Below are 17,061 nucleotides of genomic sequence, written 5' to 3'. Positions count from 1 at the left end.
ACATGCTCCAAAAGCGCACAGGTTTGCTATTATCCCGGCCTTTCGTCATGGCCTTTCCGAGTAGTCCAAATGTCCGATCGCAGCGTTCGCCTTCAAGCTCTCAAGCACGCCCTCAAAGAGCGCATCCTGATTCTCGATGGCGGCATGGGCACGATGATCCAGAGCTACAAGCTTGAAGAGCAGGATTACCGTGGCAAACGCTTCGCCGACTGGCCCAGCGACGTCAAGGGCAACAACGACCTGCTGGTCCTGACCCGTCCGGACGTCATCGCGGGCATCGAGAAAGCCTACCTGGATGCCGGCGCCGACATTCTGGAAACCAACACCTTCAATGCCACCCGGATTTCCATGGCCGACTACGGCATGGAAGAACTGGTCTACGAACTGAACGTAGAAGGCGCGCGCCTGGCGCGCAAGGTCGCCGACGCGAAAACCCTCGAGACCCCGGACAAGCCGCGCTTCGTCGCCGGCGTGCTCGGCCCGACCAGCCGTACCTGCTCGCTGTCCCCGGACGTGAACAACCCCGGCTACCGCAACGTGACCTTCGATGAATTGGTGGAGAACTACACCGAGGCCACCAAGGGCTTGATCGAAGGCGGCGCCGACCTGATCCTGATCGAAACCATCTTCGACACCCTCAACGCCAAGGCTGCGATCTTCGCCGTGCAGGGCGTGTTCGAAGAGCTGGGCATCGAGTTGCCGATCATGATTTCCGGCACCATCACCGATGCCTCCGGCCGTACCCTGTCCGGCCAGACCACCGAAGCGTTCTGGAACTCCGTGGCCCACGCCAAGCCGATCTCGGTGGGCCTGAACTGCGCCTTGGGCGCCCGCGAACTGCGTCCGTACCTGGAAGAGCTGTCGGACAAGGCCAGCACCCACGTTTCGGCGCACCCGAACGCCGGCCTGCCGAACGAATTCGGCGAGTACGACGAGCTGCCGGCCGAGACCGCCAAGGTCATCGAAGAATTTGCCCAGAGCGGCTTCCTGAACATCGTCGGCGGTTGCTGCGGCACCACCCCGGGCCACATCGAAGCCATCGCCAAGGCCGTGGCCGGTTACGCGCCGCGCCAGATCCCGGACATTCCCAAGGCCTGCCGTCTCTCGGGCCTGGAGCCGTTCACCATCGATCGCAACTCGCTGTTCGTCAACGTCGGCGAGCGCACCAACATCACCGGTTCCGCCAAGTTCGCCCGCCTGATCCGTGAAGACAACTACACCGAAGCCCTGGAAGTCGCCCTGCAGCAGGTCGAAGCCGGCGCCCAGGTGATCGACATCAACATGGACGAAGGCATGCTCGATTCGAAGAAGGCCATGGTGACCTTCCTCAATCTGATCGCCGGCGAACCGGACATCTCCCGCGTACCGATCATGATCGACTCCTCGAAATGGGAAGTGATCGAAGCCGGCCTCAAGTGCATCCAGGGCAAGGGCATCGTCAACTCGATCAGCATGAAGGAAGGCGTCGAGCAGTTCATTCATCACGCCAAACTGTGCAAGCGCTATGGCGCCGCCGTGGTGGTGATGGCGTTCGACGAAGTCGGGCAGGCCGACACCGAAGCGCGCAAGAAGGAAATCTGCAAACGCTCCTACGACATCCTGGTCAACGAAGTCGGCTTCCCGCCGGAAGACATCATCTTCGACCCGAACATCTTCGCCGTGGCCACCGGTATCGAAGAACACAACAACTACGCTGTGGACTTCATCAACGCCTGTGCCTACATCCGCGACGAGCTGCCCTACGCCCTGAGCTCCGGCGGCGTGTCCAACGTGTCGTTCTCGTTCCGTGGCAACAACCCGGTGCGCGAGGCGATCCACTCGGTGTTCCTGCTGTATGCGATCCGCAACGGCCTGACCATGGGTATCGTCAACGCCGGCCAGCTGGAGATCTACGACCAGATCCCTGTGGAGCTGCGCGACGCCGTCGAGGACGTGATTCTCAACCGCACCCCGGAAGGCACCGACGCCCTGCTCGCCATCGCCGACAAGTACAAGGGCGACGGCAGCACCAAGGAAGCCGAGACCGAAGAATGGCGCAGCTGGGACGTCAACAAGCGTCTGGAGCACGCACTGGTCAAGGGCATCACCACCCACATCGTCGAAGACACCGAAGAATCGCGCCTGTCGTTCGCCCGTCCGATCGAAGTGATCGAAGGCCCGCTGATGGCCGGCATGAACATCGTGGGCGACCTGTTCGGCGCCGGCAAAATGTTCCTGCCCCAGGTGGTGAAATCCGCCCGCGTGATGAAACAGGCCGTAGCCCACCTGATTCCGTTCATCGAACTGGAAAAAGGCGACAAGCCGCAAGCCAAGGGCAAGATCCTGATGGCCACGGTAAAAGGCGACGTGCACGACATCGGCAAGAACATCGTCGGCGTGGTGCTGGGCTGTAACGGCTACGACATCGTCGACCTGGGCGTGATGGTGCCGGCGGAGAAGATCCTGCAGGTGGCCAAGGACGAGAAATGCGACATCATCGGCCTGTCCGGCCTGATCACTCCGTCGCTGGATGAGATGGTCCACGTGGCGCGCGAGATGCAGCGCCAGGATTTCCATCTGCCGCTGATGATCGGTGGCGCCACCACCTCCAAGGCGCACACCGCGGTGAAGATCGAACCCAAGTACAGCAACGATGCGGTGGTCTATGTCACCGACGCCTCCCGTGCGGTGGGCGTGGCCACGCAATTGCTGTCCAAGGAGCTCAAGGCCGGTTTCGTCGAGAAGACCCGCGAGGAGTACATCGACGTCCGCGAGCGCACCGCCAACCGCAGCGCCCGCACCGAGCGCCTGAGCTACGCCGCCTCGATCGCGAAAAAGCCGCAGTTCGACTGGGGCAGCTACACCCCGGTCAAACCGACGTTCACCGGCAGCAAAGTGCTGGATAACATCGACTTGAAGGTGCTGGCCGAGTACATCGACTGGACGCCGTTCTTCATTTCCTGGGACCTGGCCGGCAAGTTCCCGCGCATCCTTCAGGATGAAGTGGTCGGCGAAGCCGCCACCGCGCTGTACGCCGATGCCCAGGCCATGCTCGCCAAGCTGATCGACGAGAAGCTGATCAGCGCCCGCGCGGTGTTCGGCTTCTGGCCGGCCAATCAGGTGCGTGATGATGACATCGAACTCTATGGCGATGACGGCAAGGCGATTGCCAAGCTGCATCACCTGCGCCAGCAGATCATCAAGACCGACGGCAAGCCGAACTTCTCCCTGGCCGACTTCGTCGCGCCGAAAGACAGCGAGTTGACCGACTACGTGGGTGGCTTCATCACCACCGCCGGCATCGGCGCCGAGGAAGTCGCCAAGGCCTATCAGGACGCGGGCGACGACTACAACTCGATCATGGTCAAGGCCCTGGCAGACCGTCTGGCCGAGGCCTGTGCCGAGTGGCTGCACCAGCAGGTGCGTAAAGAGCACTGGGGTTACGCCAAGGACGAGGTTCTGGACAACGAAGCGCTGATCAAGGAGCAATACAGCGGCATCCGCCCTGCCCCGGGCTACCCGGCCTGCCCGGATCACACCGAGAAGGCCACGCTGTTCGCCCTGCTTGACCCTGAATCCAGCGAGATGCGTGCCGGCCGCAGCGGCGTGTTCCTCACCGAACACTACGCGATGTTCCCGGCGGCAGCGGTCAGCGGCTGGTACTTCGCTCACCCTCAGGCGCAGTACTTTGCCGTGGGCAAGATCGACAAGGACCAGGTGCAGAGCTACACCTCGCGCAAGGGCCAGGAACTGAGCGTGACCGAACGCTGGCTGGCGCCGAACCTGGGTTACGACGAGTAAACCAGACAACTCGGTCAAAATGTGGGAGCGGGCTTGCTCGCGAAAGCGGAGTGTCAGACAACATCATTGTTGACTGTACCCACGCATTCGCGAGCAAGCCCGCTCCCACATGGGGTTCGTGCATGCCTTGAATTGTCTATGCTTACCTCTCACACATCCGTGACGAGGGGTTTATGGACGATCCAGTCGACAACAAGCCGCCGACCTTCTGGCAGATGCTGCACAGCGTCATGGCCGCCGCATTCGGGGTACAAAGCGGAAAGAATCGCGCCCGGGACTTCACCCACGGCAAACCCAGCCACTTCATCGTGCTGGGGATTCTGTTTACGGTGGTGTTTGCCCTGACGTTGTTCGGCATCGTCAAGCTGGTGCTGATGCTGGCCCTGTGATCACATTCCCCTGCAGGAGCGAGGCTTGCCCGCGAAAGCGGTGTGTCAGGCCAAATTGATGCTGGATGCACCGACCTCTTCGCGGGCAAGCCTCGCTCCTACAGAGGTCGTGTCAATGCATCAGGGTCTGCAGGCTGAACGGATAGCGATACGACGTCGGCCGCCCCTTGGCCGAAAGCTTGTGAAAATCCACACCGAAACCCTGCGCATTCCCCATCGCCAGCAACTGCCTGGCCTGCGCCCGGTCAATCAGCTGCAACAACGGAATCTGCCGGTCCCGGCCGCCGTATTGGCTGACGTCGACCCCTTCGTCGTAATCGTGGATCTGCACCAGCGCCCAGCCGCCCAGGCTGAAGTGCCCGCCCAGCAATACGCTCAACCGGTTATCCAGCAACGCATGCAACGCTGCGGGCGAGTTGTTGATGGTGCCGAACAGTGCATCCTTGCCGGGTCTGCCGCCTGACTCTTCAAAAGCGCGCATTACGCCAAAACCCATCTCGTCATTGGCCGACCAGACCAGCGCGGTCTGCGGATAACGCTTGAACAACAGCTTGGCCTGCTCGTAAGCCCGCTCATGATTCCAGCCGCCATAGACCAACTGACGCAAGCGCACCTCGGGATGCTCGGCCAGCGCCCGGCGCATGCCCTTTTCGCGCAACTGCGCCGACGGGGTGATTTTCAGTCCGGAGAAAGCCAGCAGATCGATGTACTCACCCGCAGGCACCGGCCCGCGCAGGCGGATCAGTTCCTTGAGCATCAGGTAGCCGCCCTCCTCGTCGTTGGGCACCAGGCTGCCGATCCAGTCGGGGTATTTATCGGGCCGGGTGCCCAGCAGCTGCATCTGGTCCTGGGTCAGGGCGTTGTTGACGATGAACAGCTTCACCCCGCTGCCCTTGGCAAGGCGCAGGATTTCCGGGGCAATGTATTGCTCGTTGACGAAGACCAGATAGTCCGGGCGCTTGGGCCCCTGCAGTACTTCCCGAGCCTTGCTGACCATGAGGCCAGGATCGCGATCGCAATATTCAATGTGCAGATCCATGCCCAGGTCCTTGGCGGCCGCCTGCATGAATTGCGAATAACTGACCCAGAACACTTCCCTGGTGTTGCCCGGATTGAGAAACAGCACCGATGCGGCCTGCGCGCAAGGTCCGAGGACCGTGGCCAGCGCCAGCAGCACGCCACACAGAAACTTCAACATTTATCGCCCGAGCCCCCGGAAATTCGCCGCGCATTATAGCCAGCGAACACCCGCAAAACGGCGTTTGTTGCAGTTTTTGTCCGACAATCGTCGGAACAGAGCCCGGGCGGGTCGTTTATTGATGACTCACCCAGAAAATCGCTGTGCCGACCACCAGAATGATCAGGAACAGAATCGCCCAGGCATCGACCGTGCTATCGCTTTTCCTTGCTTTGGTTGGGTTGCTCATTGCATCGCCTCTTGTCGGTTTTATCGGTGATTGCAGAAAGACTCGACCAGAGTTAAGACGATGATTGCCCGCACGACAAATGTGGGTTAGCTGACAACCATTCTCGTTAGGCGATTTGGTTCTTTACATATATTGAAACATCACTTTTGCGCATAACTGCAAACTGGTATCTTGCCCCGGCTCCGAAGGGAGTGCGCGGCCGTGCGCGCAGAATTGCAGTGGCTCTTGGACTGCGGCAAGCACAAAAACGCAGCTGTATCCGAGCGACCCAGCCTGAGAACAGGACTTATATGTACGTATACGACGAGTACGATCAGCGGATCATCGAGGACCGCGTAAAGCAGTTCCGTGATCAGACCCGACGCTATCTGGCAGGGGAGCTGAGCGAAGAAGAATTCCGTCCCCTGCGCCTGCAGAACGGGCTTTACATCCAGCGCTTCGCGCCGATGCTGCGGGTTGCGGTGCCTTACGGCCAACTGACTTCGCGCCAGATGCGAATGATGGCCAAGATCGCCCGCGACTACGACAAGGGCTATGCCCACATCAGTACCCGGCAGAACGTGCAGTTCAACTGGCCGGCGGTGGAAGACATCCCGGACATCCTGGCTGAACTGGCCACCGTGCAGATGCACGCGATCCAGACCAGCGGCAACTGCCTGCGCAACGTCACCACCGACCAGTTCGCCGGTGTCGCCGCGGACGAGCTGATCGACCCGCGTCCATGGTGCGAAATCGTCCGTCAGTGGACCACTTTCCACCCGGAATTCGCCTACCTGCCGCGCAAGTTCAAGATCGCCGTCAACGGTTCGACCTCCGACCGCGCCGCCATCGAAGTCCACGACATTGGCCTGGAGCCGGTGCACAACGCCGCTGGCGAACTGGGCTTCCGTGTGCTGGTCGGTGGCGGCCTGGGCCGTACGCCGGTGGTGGGGGCATTCATCAATGAGTTCCTGCCGTGGCAAGACCTGTTGAGCTACCTCGACGCCATCCTGCGTGTCTACAACCGCTATGGCCGTCGCGACAACAAGTACAAGGCCCGGATCAAGATCCTGGTCAAGGCGCTGACCCCTGAAGTCTTCGCGCAGAAAGTCGATGCGGAAATGGAGCACCTGCGCGGTGGTCAGACCACGCTGACCGAAGCCGAAGTGCATCGCGTCGCCAAACACTTCGTCGATCCGGACTACAAGGCCCTGGACGACCAGACCGCCGCCCTGGCCGGTCTCGACAAGGAACACCCGGGCTTCGCCCGCTGGCGCAGCCGCAACACCGTGGCGCACAAGAAGCCCGGTTATGTTGCCGTGACCCTGTCCCTGAAGCCGACCGGCGTTGCCCCGGGCGACATCACCGACAAGCAGCTGGACGCCGTGGCCGATCTGGCCGACCGCTACAGCTACGGTCAACTGCGTACTTCCCACGAGCAGAACATCATCCTGGCCGACGTCGAGCAGGACAAACTGTTCACCCTGTGGGGCGAGTTGCGCGAGAAAGGTTTCGCCACGCCGAACATCGGCCTGCTGACCGACATCATCTGCTGCCCTGGCGGTGATTTCTGCTCCCTGGCCAACGCCAAGTCGATCCCGATCGCCGAATCGATCCAGCGTCGCTTCGACGACCTGGACTACTTGTTCGACATCGGCGAACTGGACCTGAACATCTCCGGTTGCATGAACGCCTGCGGTCACCACCACGTCGGCCACATCGGCATTCTGGGCGTGGACAAGAAAGGCGAAGAGTTCTACCAGGTGTCCCTCGGCGGCAGCGCCAGTCGCGACGCCAGCCTGGGCAAGATTCTTGGGCCGTCCTTCGCCCAGGACGACATGCCTGACGTGATCTCCAAGCTGATCGACGTGTACATCGAACAACGGACCGAAGACGAGCGATTCATCGACACCTATCAGCGTATCGGTATCGACCTCTTCAAGGAGCGCGTCTATGCAGCGAATCATTAAGAACAACGAAGTCGTCGACGAAACCTGGCACCTGCTGCCCAAGGACTTCAGCATCGACGAGATCACCAACTGCGACGACTACATCGTTCCGTTGCAGTTGTGGCGCGAACACAGCCGTATGCTCCTGGCCCGCGATGGCGGTCTGGGCGTGTGGCTGGACGCCGATGAAGAAGCCGAAGAGATCGGTGAAGACGCTAACCAGTTCCAGGTCATCGCCCTGAACTTCCCGGCGTTCACCGACGGGCGCAACTACTCCAACGCTCGCCTGCTGCGTGACCGCTATGGTTTCAAAGGCGAATTGCGGGCGATTGGCGACGTGCTGCGCGACCAACTGTTCTACCTGCACCGCTGCGGTTTCGATGCGTTTGCCATTCGCGCCGATAAGGATCCGTACGAAGCCCTTGAAGGTCTCAAGGACTTCTCGGTGACCTATCAGGCCGCTACCGACGAACCGCTGCCGCTGTTCCGTCGTCGTTAACAAATAAAGCCCTGGCTCCATACGGAGCCAGGGCTTTGTTTTTTGTGAAGCTGATCGCTCGGAACTCCACGTTGGTACCAGGTTGTTTCAACTTGATATGACGGTCAGGGTTGATCAAGCGGAAACGGACGCCCCAGCGCCACCCAGTCGTTATAAAGCCTCACACGATTTTCCAGCGCCGTGAAAACCGCCACAGGATTGTCAAACGCGCTTGATGGCAACGGCACGTCCTGTGTCAAACGTGCCGCCAACTCTGGCGACGCATCAGCCTCAATCAGCAGCCTCCAGACCCGCGCCTGAAGATCCAGGTAGTTGACGCGAAAATCCGCAGTCAAAGTCAGCGTACTCATGGTCCCTAAAAACCGTCGCCCTCCTGGCTTCAACGCAAACCGTTGCCAGACTTGCGCCCTTGCATCCCGCTGTCCTTGTTCGATACCGCGCAACCAGGGTGACGGCCCCAGGTAGTCGTTACCCGGAGCGTCCAGCCATAAGTTCAAACCCGTTGATTCGCGATGTGCCACCAGCCTTTGCAAGGTGTCCTCATCGGTCAAGGGGTTGCGCCACAACAGCACTCGATCCCGGGTGATGGCCTGATTCAACACGGCCTGTGGCACCTTTTGAATCTGATTATCTTGCAGGTCCAGGGTTGTCAGGTACGGCTGATCCGCAATTCCTACCGGGCAAACCTTGATGCCCGTATTTTGCAGTTTCAGTGAGCGCAATTGATTCATCCCCGTGACGACAGGGGGAACGACCAATGGGTTATCGCTGAGGTCCAATGCTTGCAGGTTCTTCAATGAATTTAACGCTCCCGCAGTGTTGGCCGGGACAGCCAGTGCGTGCACATCATCCAGCGCAATTGGCTGCATCGCAGATTCCGTCTGGAGGCACAACCGGGTAGAGCGCAGATTCAAAGAAGTAAGGTGCTGCAACAGGGGGATCGTCGGCGGCAACTTGCTTTCCAACTCTCCTTCAAGATTGGGCAATCGCAAGTCCGTGCTTTCCAGATTCAAGGTGCGCAAACGAGGAAAGCTTGCGAGAAAATCATTGAGGGTTCCCCGCTCGAACAAGTGGACGTTACTCATGTTCAGTTCCACCACGTCATTGAAGCGGGCATTGAGTTCCGGCAGCCGATGATACTCCTCATGACTCATGTTCATTCTGAAGCCATCGACATGGTTACCCGAGTAGAGACTATTGTTCTGCGGACGCCTCTTGCGCCAGATCGCAATCAGCTCATCGGCCAATTCAGCGCGAGTTTCGGCCTCATACTCCAGCACTTGCAGTATCCGCTCGGCGTTTATCTGTTCAATTTGCACGGCGGTCAGTCTTTCAGTCCCGGGATCCCCCATATGCAGGAACTCGACGTCCATATGGTCGATGTCGACCGCAACGCTTTCAATCCAGGCGTCCAGATCCGAAGACAGTTGATGCAACTGCTGTCTTGAACGGTTGATAAAATCCTGGGCCCCGGTTCCCAGTGGATGCAAGATCGCATCCGCTTCGGTACTGGACAGGTCGGGATAGATCTCCTTGAGTTGCAACCTCATCGTTTCATGGGTCAGTGCCGCCGCTTGAGGTGTATTCGGATAGGCGCCGCCTCTCAATCCCAGGGGATCGAACGACAACCTTGAGTCCATCCTGTCCAGCCCGAGCATCAGTTCTGAGCGAGACAACGTTCGCTCGCTGATTCTCAGCTTCAATTCGGTGCCGGGGTCGCTCGATAACAAGCCCAACGCCGAACGCTCCTCTTTGGATAGAACAGCGGCGACAGCCTGGGAAAAAGTCGTCGCGCCAGCGGTGTGAGCCAACGAATGACTGGGCAGATAGTGCTTGCCTGATTTGATCAGGATCCGACCATCAGGCGACTCGAGCGGACCGGTGCGATCGAGAAGCCGACCTGCGCTCGAACTGTCGCGCACTTCGATGCGTAACCCCTTGGGCCACCCCGGCAGGTTTTTGAGGGAGTGCAGCATCAGCGTGTCCGATTCGGCGCTGGCTACAGATCGAAGGTAAAGGCCTTCATACGCACGATTGAGGCGTACATGTTGCTGATATTGGCGCGCCTTGCCGTCCAGTTGTTTGAACAGTGCTCGGGCCTGGACCGGTTCGGGTGACGCCCTGAAATCGACACCATAGCGATCCAGCATTTGCTCCACGGCGGCTTTGGGCAGTTCAGGGTATGTCCGTTGGAACAGCCGGACCCATGGGTGCTCGGATTGCTGGAGCGCTTGATATCGACGGTCGAACTCAGCCTGCGCGGTCTGCGGACTCCCCAGTGCCGTCACTTCCTGATCGATCCTGAAACGATCGACCGTATCGGCCAGCAGTGGCGTCGGCGCCCGCCCCGCCTGCATCAGTCGCAGCATGTCATCGTCGACGGCGCTAACCCTGCCAATCTGTGCCAGCACTTCATCGCTGAACGTACCTGCCGGGGCACCGACTCCACGCAAGAGATCGGTACGCGTCGGCAGGGGCAAGGTCGGCGCAGTGTGGGTGCCTGATCCGGCAATCGGTCCCGCCTCGAGTGGCTTCGAGGATTCGCCATGGCCTTGCTCTGTTTTAGCCAAGGCCACATCCCCTGCCCCTTCACCCATCGACGCAGCTTCTGTGACCAGCGGCAACGCGTTGAGTAAACCGAACACCGTGCGGGTGACACCCTGTGAACGTTTGTCGGCTGTTTCCCCATTGATGGCCTGATCCAGGCCATAACCGGCGTCGATTAGCCCGGCAAGTGCCAGCAATCCCTCGCCACCCGGCACAAACAACGCCAACGGACCAAACTGGTTGACCCACTCAACAACCGGTTCGATCACGGCACTCAGGTTGTCGCGGTTGACCTGGGCATCGTCGCGGATGGTTGCGACACTCGCCTGCGCGGCCTGCTTCATGGTCAACACCAGCTGGGCAAAGGGATCGGTTTGCGAGCTTTGAACATCCAACTCGATGTAGTCGGCAGGTTTCCAGTAACCATCATCGTTGAAGAAGCCTGCTTCTCGGGTCAGATGATGCTGGGCCGGGTATTGCGCCATACCGTCCAGCGCCGTCAGTACGCCAGCGTGAAACGTGCCGTCGCCGCGATCTTCATCGTTGAAGTGCATCGCCAGTGCTTGTCGGGTTTCGGGTGACCGCCCTTGGGCGACCAGCCAACCGCGCAGTTGGTTTTGACTGACAAATTCGTGAATCGCAGAGGAGTTGCCGGGGATATACATGAGCACCCTGTCACTGGATCGCTCACGGAAACACCAGATGTCTGTCGCGGTGTATCGATAGATCTTCAGACGACTCGCCTCGAGATCCGCGGGCATGCGCGTGGGCGCTTGCAATTGCTGCAATGTCAGCGTTGCCCACGCCTGATCCGGCGACAATTGCGCAGCACGCATGGCCAGCTCCAGGCCTTCTGCAGACAGGCAGTTTTCACGCCGCTGCAACCAGGCCGACATAACGAACGCAGCCTTGGTCGAGGTTCTCAGGGTGTAGGATTGGGCCGCTAGAATAGCCTCGTCAGATGGCCATGCCTTATCGACGTAAGCCTGATAGAGCGCCTTGAAATCCAACTGCCAGACCCATTTCCTGAAATCCGCGGGGCTGAGGTGGATTTGAGTCTGCGGCCCATACATCTGGGGCGTTGTACGTCGGTATATGCCCTCGTACACGCGGTGGCCATCACTCGGCTCGACGGTTTGTGCGATGTGAATGGTGGGCCCTGTATCGGGAGGTGTGTACAAGCCAAATGCGGTTTCGCCAAAGCGGCCATCGCCAACGGTCTGCTCGTTGCAAAGCAGTGCTTGCACAAGCGATAGCGAACGCGCGACTTGCCCCTCGTGCCTGACAGCCCGACTGGAGCTCGACCAGAAGTCGTAATGCAACGTGACCAGTTGGGCCGTCTGCGGGTCGATGTCCGGGCCCCACTTTTCCCGAATCAAATGTTCGCCCAATTGCGCCGGGGTTTGAGGTAACGCGTTGTCGACCGCGGCGCTCAGTTCATCGCGCATGCGAGGAGCCGGGGGTAAATCCTGCTCGGAAAGGTTAACCGGTGGCAGATTGTTCATTGTGCATTCCCTTGCGTTTTGGAACTCATGGATACGTCCGACACCGGCAGGCCAGGATGTCTGGCGAGTGCTTCAGTGGTCAGACGCATGAGCAGTAGTCGGTTCTGGTTTTTATCGTTATCAATGATCGCCTTCATGCGTTGGCTGGCGGTCGCACGGGGCAAATCGACTTGAGCCTCAAGCTCAATAAATGCTTGTGCCGTGCGCTCGGAAATAGCGGTGAACTGATCCTGATAGGTCGCCAGCAGATATTCGTACCAGAACCCTTTGGTGTTGACCGACGCCAGCAGTGCCTCAGTCGTTTCAGCCTTGACGACGGCCTGGTAGGCGTTTTCGAGTTGTTGCGGGGTCACCTCGACATCCAGCCGAACATTTATTTGTCTGGTCTGGCCGGGCAAGTCCAGGCGTCGGGCCAGTCCGACGCGATAAGCAAGGCTAAGCGCGTGTGCCTGCCCGCCAGTGAAGGTTCCGGCGTTGATGCGGCTGGCGATTTCGATTAATGCTTGCTGTTCAACTTGCTCCAGACGAAACAACCCTCTCATCAAACGCACCAGCTCTCCTTCAAGGGAGCTGTCGCCAGTACGGGCAACCGCCATCGCTCTAAAACACAACACGCGCACCTCCAGTGCGCTGAAGATCCTGGCGGGATCGTCGGCACTGATCCGACCGATCCGGCTGGTTCGAAACAATGCGCGGCGTAGTGCATCGTCCTCACCCGCTGCCTCGAGCACTTCCCATACCCTTCGAGACATTTCTGTCGGCAGCCAGATGAAATCGGCGGTATTGGCCAGTTGGCCGAGCAGGTAAAAGAAATCGCCGGCGTTGGGATAAACCGCCAATGCCTTCCAGAGTGCCTGACGCTGAATAACTTTGGCGGTGATGGGTCCAGACAACCAGTTGGCGACTCGGGTATCCACTACCGGTCGCGCGGCGGATGCAGGCTGGTAGTCGGCGGTAATCACGCCCAGATTGATCCCGTTTGCCTGGTGATAAGCGGCGATCGACCGCAGGCTCGAGGAGGACAGCGGATTGCCATCGACATTGGTGCCGCGGTTCAACTCGGCTCGTGCCGCAAACACCGATTGCGGGATCTGCTCGATGGCGTTGTCGCGCAAATCCAGGGTTTGCAGATCGGGCAGTTCGCTCGTCCCCACCGGCCATTCGAGTGTCCCGGTACCGCGCAATGCAAGGTGGCGCAATTTGCGCAGCGTGGTCACGGTGAGTCGCTGACCCAGGGTTGGATTGAAACTCAGGTTAAGGGTTCGCAGGTGGGACTTGCTGCTCAGCGACAGGATCGATTCGGCGGTCAGGTATATCCGGTTATCGCTCAGATCCAGGTGTGTCAGGTTCGGCATATCCGCCACCGCCTGAGGGATGCGCGTCAATTGATTCCCGACCAGGCTCAAGGAATGCAGTTGGGTGAAGTTACGCAGAAACGTATTCAACCCCGCACTACTTCCCACCCTGTTCATCTCCAATGTGCTGATGTGGTCGAAATGGCCGACAATCACCGGCAGATCACCCAATGGGTTCGCATCGAAGGTCAAGTGATAGTGCACTGACGACGCTTGCAGGGTGACATCGGTTTCCTTGCGCCAGGCGCGCAGAATGGCCTGCGCCGCCCTAATCTTGCTTTGACGGGGCACTTTGTGCCTGGGCCCGTCACCCTCTTGATAATGGCTTTCGCGGTGAATCCAGTGCTCCAGCGCAAGGCGGATGTTCTGATATTCGTGCCTGAGACTTTCCAGCGTTCTCAGGGCCAGCACTTCATCCGAACCCAGGGTTATCAGAAAACGTTCGATCTGAGCCTTTGTATGCGATGGGTACAGCTCCCGTGCTCGCTGCACCAGCGCGGGGGATCGTTGCACGTTGGCCTCCAGGTTGGACACTGCTCGCAAGGTCGAACGCTGGATCGGTCGATCCGCCAGCCCCATTGGCGAGCGATAACCTGAATGCGCGGGCGCTATACCGATCGCCCGAGAGATGACTGGCCTTCGTTGCAGGGCCAGATTCGTGATTTTTTGACGCAGCCCAGCACCGGCATCATCCGCTTCGACCCCAAGGCCTTTACGAGCGTGTTCGGGCAAGCTCTCCCAAAGCGTCTGGAAGAGATGTTCGCAGGTACGATTCGCATGTGTGTAAAGAACGCTGTTCTCGGGATCCGTCGCGTCATAACGGTCTGCGTAGGCTTCGATGAGCACGTTGTGGGTCGCGTTATCCGGGCCGATGGTGGGCTTGCCTTCGGAGCTCACTGCCCAGTCCATAATCTGCACGCGGACATCGCTCGGCCAGCCCGGCAGACTCTCGAGGGCATCGAGCAACAATATAGGCGTGCCACGATCACTGGCCGCATCCAGATAAAGCCCTTCATAGGCCCGGTTCATGCGCAACACCTGCATGTACCGTCGTGCTTCTTCGGCCAACCGCAACGGCACGCGGTCGGCGCTCAGCTCCTCCCACTCCCCGGCATCGGCATGATCCACCAACTCGTCGGCGACACAGCCCGGCAGCTCAACAAAAGCTTCCCGAATGGGGGCAGACAGTTCCAGTTTGGCAACATCGGCACGGCGGACCAGTCGGTCAAAAAGCGAGACGCGCAGGCGCTGCACTTGCCCGGCTATCAGCTTTGTAACCAACGTCGGCCAGGTGGAGGCGTCGGCACTGCCCGTGCCCAGCAGGGCCAAGCGCTCTTGATTTCCCAGGCTTGCCAACAGGGGTGAGTGATACTTTGCATTGCGCAACAATTCATCACGCAGTTTTATTGTCCTGGTCGCCGAGTCTCGACCGTAGCGCGTGACTTCATTCCCGAGAACGTCGGTAATGCTCACGGCCACCTCACGAGGCCATTTTCCCTGCGAAGTCAGTACAAACATCTGCAAATCGGGATCGGCATAGGGTGCGGATGTCGCAGAGTTCATTTGCTCGATAAAGCGACCGGCGTCTGCATCGGCGCGAAAGCGGGCGACCGTATCGATCAAGGTCGCCATGGGTTTGCGGCGGTTAACGAAGAGCTGACGCAAAGGTGCTTCGTCGACGCCAATAATGGACAGGATTTGCAGGGCCTGGGCGTCGGACACCTCCTCCTGGCGATAACCGAGACGCCGAAACAAAGTCAAAAGGTTCCAGTCCTGGGGCAACTCCGAGGCGTGTCGCCATGCACCGGCGCCGTTGGTTTCAAGCACGGGCGAGTAGCGAGCGGTCGATTGCGCCGGCTGAATTTCCCACAACTCCGTGTCCGGCTTCGCACGCACAGCCAAGGCATCCGCGCCAATGCGTAGATAGCGATTGCCTTGCCTCAAGAGCAGCCCTTGCTCATTGAATCGCGCGCCGGACCGTATCGGGATTAACCGTCGATAGGCGGCCAGATCGGACTTCCACAAACGCATGGAACCGGATGCAACATCCACAGCCCTCAAGCCCTGAACAAAATCCGAAGCCCTGACGGCCTTGTAGGTTTTGCCGGCGGCCGAGGCACCGGCGCTGACTGCTGCCAGCAAGACCAGATTCTCGAGGGTATCGAAAAAATGATCGGTGGCTTGTTCCTGCTCCCCCTTGGCCCAACTGTCGAAACCTTCGTATACCCCTTGCAATAATTGGAAACCGGCCACGACAAACATGACCTCACCAACGACAGGCACAAACGAGGCAAACAACAGCGCGATATTGAGGCCGGCCGCCTTGTAAGACTCCAGCCGTGCCAAACGGGTTTTCTCATCTTCGTCACCGGTTGGTACGACCAACAACCTGGAATCAGCCATGACTTGTGCTGCGCGCTGGCGATACATCGCCATGAACAAATCGGTTTTCACCTCTGCCGGGAGATCAAACCCGGAGACTTTTGTGTAATGGCTTGATGGAGGGAAAGGTGCTTTGGGTGGCTCAAGAAGCTGCTGACCCAAAGCTTTCATGAAGTTTTCGCGATCTTTCAATGCGATAAAACGAAGGAAGTAATCGCGAAATTCAGGTGTTTTCAGGCGATTGCTCAATTCCACTTCGTAGCGGGTAAAGGATAGGTATTCCTTCAACGGGTGCAAGGGATCATCCGGCATGTAAACCACACAGCGGTAATCATCGTCGGCGTGTTCGCCGACAGGACCGATGAACATCGGCCCATTCATTTTTACCCCGAGAACTTCCATGCGCTGCAAGCCCAGCGTGTTGTTTCCCAACGTGATAGTCGAATGAGAGTCCGCCACCGACTTCAGCATCTGATAAACATCAGGGCTGATTTGTTTTTTCATTAGAGCGATATGTCTGGCGACCTCGAATTGATCTTTCGCAAGTGCCACATACTTGTCGTGCAAACTCCCCGCCTGCGTTCCGTCACCGAACAGTGCTTTAACGTGAACTTGATATTGCTTGCCCAAATCCAGCGTACGACACAGTTGCGCAAACTCATGGGGTTTTATCGAAAGCACTTTATTGGGACTGCCGGTGACTCGCTCCGGCACATAAATCAGGGAATCTTCGTGATAGTTTCCTGCCTGGGTCTCCGGCAGTTCGAAGTTTTCACAGGCCGCGGCCAGCAGATCTCGGTCAATGGGCAGGACCAGCTTTTTGCGCAGGCCAAACAGGCTGGAAGTCGACCGCACATGTTGGAAAATCACGCCCGCCACCTCGAAGGGCTCGCCCAACTTATCCGACATCGCCTTGGCCAATAAGGGCGCGCAAAATGATTGGGGAGACTTGAAGGCCTTTAGAACGTCCAGCGCATCATGCCGTGTTTGAAAACTGGCTTTCAGACTTTTATGAAGTGCATCACGCAGTTCAGTCGAAGACTCAAGCAGCCAAGCGGGTGTCTGCTTTTTAATCAAGTCAAAAAAAACGCCTTGTTGAGCAGGCGTCATGGCGGGAGGGTTGGTACTGCTCGTTTTTACATCCATGTTGAACGACCTTGAAACTGAAAAGAGCGTTCAGCTTAAAGTCGAGTCTTTTGCGTAAAAAGCTCAAATGTCGGATGAAAAATGCCTTCAACACAGCAGGATT

General features: G+C 58.8%; 7 protein-coding genes. 4 read left to right on the top strand and 3 right to left on the bottom strand.

Translation table 11 applies throughout. The features are described from left to right. Nucleotides 1–69 precede the first annotated feature (69 nt). Both metH and HNO86_RS19065 read left to right on the top strand, forming a co-directional pair. On the top strand, nucleotides 70–3,780 hold the full coding sequence (metH, locus tag HNO86_RS19070) for a methionine synthase (RefSeq protein WP_175378489.1): 3,711 nt from the start codon (nucleotides 70–72) through the stop codon (nucleotides 3,778–3,780). Between the two features lie 173 nt (nucleotides 3,781–3,953). Next, nucleotides 3,954–4,169, top strand: coding sequence for a DUF2970 domain-containing protein (locus tag HNO86_RS19065; RefSeq protein ID WP_175378488.1), 216 nt, complete (start codon nucleotides 3,954–3,956; stop codon nucleotides 4,167–4,169). A gap of 112 nt (nucleotides 4,170–4,281) precedes the next feature. On the opposite strand, the gene HNO86_RS19060 is transcribed toward HNO86_RS19065, so the two are convergent. Continuing rightward, nucleotides 4,282–5,367 carry an ABC transporter substrate-binding protein gene (locus HNO86_RS19060; protein WP_175378487.1) on the bottom strand — a complete coding sequence of 362 codons (1,086 nt, stop codon included), beginning with the start codon at nucleotides 5,365–5,367 and terminating at the stop codon, nucleotides 4,282–4,284. A 519-nt stretch (nucleotides 5,368–5,886) separates the two neighbouring features. On the opposite strand from HNO86_RS19060, the gene HNO86_RS19055 reads away from it, so the two are divergent. Together HNO86_RS19055 and HNO86_RS19050 are read left to right on the top strand one after the other, a co-directional pair. Next, complete coding sequence (locus tag HNO86_RS19055) at nucleotides 5,887–7,545, top strand: nitrite/sulfite reductase (RefSeq protein ID WP_175378486.1); 1,659 nt, start codon at nucleotides 5,887–5,889, stop codon at nucleotides 7,543–7,545. Then, complete coding sequence (locus HNO86_RS19050) at nucleotides 7,529–8,023, top strand: DUF934 domain-containing protein (RefSeq protein WP_175378485.1); 495 nt, start codon at nucleotides 7,529–7,531, stop codon at nucleotides 8,021–8,023. The genes HNO86_RS19055 and HNO86_RS19050 overlap by 17 nt, the downstream gene beginning before the upstream one ends. Before the next feature lie 104 nt (nucleotides 8,024–8,127). Here HNO86_RS19050 and HNO86_RS19045 read toward each other — a convergent pair whose 3' ends face one another. Both HNO86_RS19045 and HNO86_RS19040 read right to left on the bottom strand, forming a co-directional pair. After that, nucleotides 8,128–12,075, bottom strand: a complete 3,948-nt coding sequence (locus tag HNO86_RS19045; RefSeq protein ID WP_175378484.1) for a dermonecrotic toxin domain-containing protein — start codon at nucleotides 12,073–12,075, stop codon at nucleotides 8,128–8,130. After that, complete coding sequence (locus HNO86_RS19040) at nucleotides 12,072–16,958, bottom strand: dermonecrotic toxin domain-containing protein (protein ID WP_175378483.1); 4,887 nt, start codon at nucleotides 16,956–16,958, stop codon at nucleotides 12,072–12,074. Before HNO86_RS19040 ends, HNO86_RS19045 begins: the two co-directional genes overlap by 4 nt. Nucleotides 16,959–17,061: the final 103 nt, after the last annotated feature.

Source organism: Pseudomonas sp. C1C7 (genome assembly GCF_013359595.1).
Classification (GTDB): Bacteria; Pseudomonadota; Gammaproteobacteria; order Pseudomonadales; family Pseudomonadaceae; genus Aquipseudomonas.
Note: the sequence above shows the minus strand (reverse complement) of the source record. Positions and strands in the feature narration are given on the sequence as shown.

Coding starts and splice junctions, on each gene's coding strand:
- metH (WP_175378489.1), top strand. CDS start 70: ATGTCCGATCGCAGCGTTCGCCTTCAAGCTCTCAAGCACGCCCTCAAA.
- HNO86_RS19065 (WP_175378488.1), top strand. CDS start 3,954: ATGGACGATCCAGTCGACAACAAGCCGCCGACCTTCTGGCAGATGCTG.
- HNO86_RS19060 (WP_175378487.1), bottom strand. CDS start 5,367: ATGTTGAAGTTTCTGTGTGGCGTGCTGCTGGCGCTGGCCACGGTCCTC.
- HNO86_RS19055 (WP_175378486.1), top strand. CDS start 5,887: ATGTACGTATACGACGAGTACGATCAGCGGATCATCGAGGACCGCGTA.
- HNO86_RS19050 (WP_175378485.1), top strand. CDS start 7,529: ATGCAGCGAATCATTAAGAACAACGAAGTCGTCGACGAAACCTGGCAC.
- HNO86_RS19045 (WP_175378484.1), bottom strand. CDS start 12,075: ATGAACAATCTGCCACCGGTTAACCTTTCCGAGCAGGATTTACCCCCG.
- HNO86_RS19040 (WP_175378483.1), bottom strand. CDS start 16,958: ATGGATGTAAAAACGAGCAGTACCAACCCTCCCGCCATGACGCCTGCT.